This is a genomic window from Allobosea sp. 05T422_2 (genome assembly GCF_056396265.1).
Genome location: NZ_JBFTLD010000436.1, coordinates 1 through 2,903, shown reverse-complemented (window position 1 = coordinate 2,903; position 2,903 = coordinate 1). Strand labels below are relative to the sequence as shown.

Genomic DNA, 2,903 nt, shown 5'->3' with positions numbered 1-2,903 from the left:
TGACTATGCTGTATCGCTCGACGAACCGCCTCTGTCGTCGTGGCGCTCCCATGGTGAACCTGGCCCATAGCGCCTCCTTCCACTCACGCGAAAAGACTGCACCATCAAAGCCCGGGATCAAACACCTAGGAAAGGCGCAGCCGCGTCTCCGCATCGAACAGGTGTAGCCGGTCGAGATCGCATGCGAGTTTCACTGCCGCTCCGGCGGCAGGTACGAAGCGGCCATCAGCCATGCCGACCACTTCGCGGCCGGCGAGCTTGACGATGACCTGCGTCGTGACGCCGAGGGGTTCGGCTACGACCACCGTGGCATTGAGCTTCTGCCGCCCCGCGGAGGTGAGGTCGGGTGCATCGAGCGGCTCGACCGTGAGATTGTCGGGCCGCAGGCCCATCAAAACCGTGCTGCGGTCGCCGAGGCGCGCGCCCGCGTCAGGGGCGAGAGTGAGCGCCGCGCCACCGGGCTCCAACGCCAGCGCGGGCATCCCGTTCTGCTGGACCACGGAGACCTCCAGCAGGTTCATCGTCGGCGTGCCGATGAAACCGGCAACAAAGGCGCTCGCAGGGGTGTGAAACACGTCGAGCGGCGTGCCGACCTGCTCGATCCGTCCGTCGCGCATGATCACGATTCTGTCAGCGAGAGTCATCGCCTCGATCTGGTCATGCGTCACATAGACGATCGTGGTGCCGATCGACTGGTGCAGCCGCTTGATCTCGGTGCGCATCTGGCCGCGCAGCTGGGCGTCGAGATTGGAGAGCGGTTCGTCGAACAGGAAGACGGTGGGATCGCGCACGATGGCGCGGCCCATGGCGACGCGCTGGCGTTGGCCGCCGGAGAGCGCATTAGGCCGGCGTTCGAGCAGGTCGGTCAGCCCAAGCAGCGCGGCCGCTTCGCGTACCTTGCGGTCGATCTCGGCCTTCGGCAGTTTTGCAGCGTAGAGGCCGAAGGCGATGTTCCGGTGCACCGTCATATGCGGGTAGAGCGCATAGTTCTGGAACACCATCGCGATGTTCCGGTCCTTGGGCTCCAGCGTGTTCACGACGCGGCCGCCGATCGAGATCGTGCCGTCGCTGAGGCTCTCGAGCCCGGCGATCATCCTGAGTGTTGTCGACTTGCCGCAGCCTGAAGGACCGACCACGACGATGAACTCGCCATCGGCGATCTCGAGGTCGATGCCGTGGACAATGCCGACATCGCCATAGCGCTTGACGACCTTGCTGAGCGAAACGCTGGCCATCGGCTCAAAGTCCCTTCGGCGCGGAGAATGAGGCAATGGCGCCGGACAGCGTCTTGCCCGCTGCGGCGTCCCGCGCAGCGTGACGGGCAATCAGCTCCCGCGCCTCTGCAGCCTGTGCCTCGTAGAGGGAGAGGCTTTCGGCGATCGCGGCAGGGGCCGGTCCGCCTGGGAGGGTCCGCACCGAGACGAAATACTCGGGCGTCACGGCCTCGCGGAATTCGGCCTCGGTCAACACCGGGTCGCGGTCGGTGACCTTGCGGAACAAGGCGACGAACTCGGCATAGGGCACCGTGCCAAGGGTCTGCCGGGTCGCCTGCAGGTGCTTTGCCATCGCGGCGGCGACATGATGCGTGATGGCGAAGGGCAGTTTTTCGCGGCGCACCAGCGTGTCGGCGAGCTCGGTGATCGTGGMGTAGGACGCCTCGATATTCGCCCGCGCCCGCGTCTCGTCGACCTTGGCGGATGCGAAGACCCCGCCGAGAAGGCTGAGCGCGCGTTCGGCCATGACGAAGGCTTCGTAGCCCTGACCATGGACCTCGTGCTCATTGTCGTTCATGTCGGTGAAGGGCGTATTGTGCAAGGCGAGCAGCACCGCGTCGCATTTGCCCCCGGTGAGCGAAGCCATCAGGCGCAGATGCTCGACGGGAACCGGATTGCGCTTCTGCGGCATGATCGAGGAGATCTGCACGAAGCCGTCGGAGAAGCGCAGTTGCCCGACCTCGAACGAGGTCCAGAAGGCGAGGTCCTGCGCGAAACGGCCGAGATTCAGCGCCAGCACCCGCAGGGCCGAATAGACGCCGGCGGTATAGTCGCTCGAGGCGATGCAGCCATAGGAGTTCCGCAGGAAATCGGGGAAGCCGAGCAGGTCTGCGACGCGGGCGCGGTCGAGCGGGAAGCCTGTCGTGGTGATGGCAGCTGCGCCCATCGTGCTGAGGTCGACGACCTCGCGCGCCTGCATCAGCCGGGTCACGTCGCGCAGCAACACCTCGATCACTGCGCCGAGATAGTGGCCATAGGTCGAAGGCTGGGCCGGCTGGCCGTGTGTATAGGCGAGGATCAGCGTGCCGGCCTCCTCGCGCGAGCGCCGGATCAGCGTTGTGATCAGGTCGAGCAGCTGCAGGCCGAGCGTGTCGAGCCGCTCGCGCAGCGCGAGCTTGAACAGGGTGTGGTCGATATCGTTGCGCGAGCGCCCGGTATGCAGGCGCCCGGCGATGTCCTTGCCTATCAGCGCCGCGAGCTTGGTCTCGATGAAGAAGAACAGGTCCTCATGCTCGCCGGTATAAGCGGCGGGTTCGGCTCCGGTGAGTTCACGTTCCACGATGTCGAGAGCGCCAAAGATCGCCGCCGCCTCGGGGCGGGTCAGCAGGCTCTGCTCGGCCAGCATGACGCCATGGGCGCGGTGCAGGCGCAGGAGATGGGCGAGATGATGCATCTGGCTATGGGCAAAGCCCGGCGCCAGCACGGTGCGGGCATAGACCGGCGCCGGAAAACGGTCGTCGCTGCCGGAAGGGGCGTCGGGCGTAAGCGCGTTCATGCGAGAATCAGCCTTTCAGGCCCGCGAGCACGACGCCGCGGATGATGTAGCGCTGGAAGATGACGAAGACGACGAGCGTCGGCAGCGTCGCGATGGTGGCACCGGCCATGATCAGCTCCCAATCGGTCAGGAAC

The 2,903-nt window shown here is 65.7% G+C and carries 2 protein-coding genes and 1 pseudogene; all 3 read right to left on the bottom strand.

Features of this window, described 5'->3' with window-relative positions; translation table 11 throughout:
- Positions 1-125 precede the first annotated feature (125 nt).
- Complete coding sequence (locus AC1DJT_RS35685) at positions 126-1,235, bottom strand: ABC transporter ATP-binding protein (RefSeq protein WP_441507827.1); 1,110 nt, start codon at positions 1,233-1,235, stop codon at positions 126-128.
- A gap of 4 nt (positions 1,236-1,239) precedes the next feature.
- On the bottom strand, positions 1,240-2,769 hold the full coding sequence (gene argH, locus AC1DJT_RS35680; protein ID WP_476835956.1) for an argininosuccinate lyase: 1,530 nt from the start codon (positions 2,767-2,769) through the stop codon (positions 1,240-1,242).
- 7 nt (positions 2,770-2,776) lie between these two features.
- A pseudogene (locus AC1DJT_RS35675) lies at positions 2,777-2,903 on the bottom strand (carbohydrate ABC transporter permease); the annotation flags it as partial.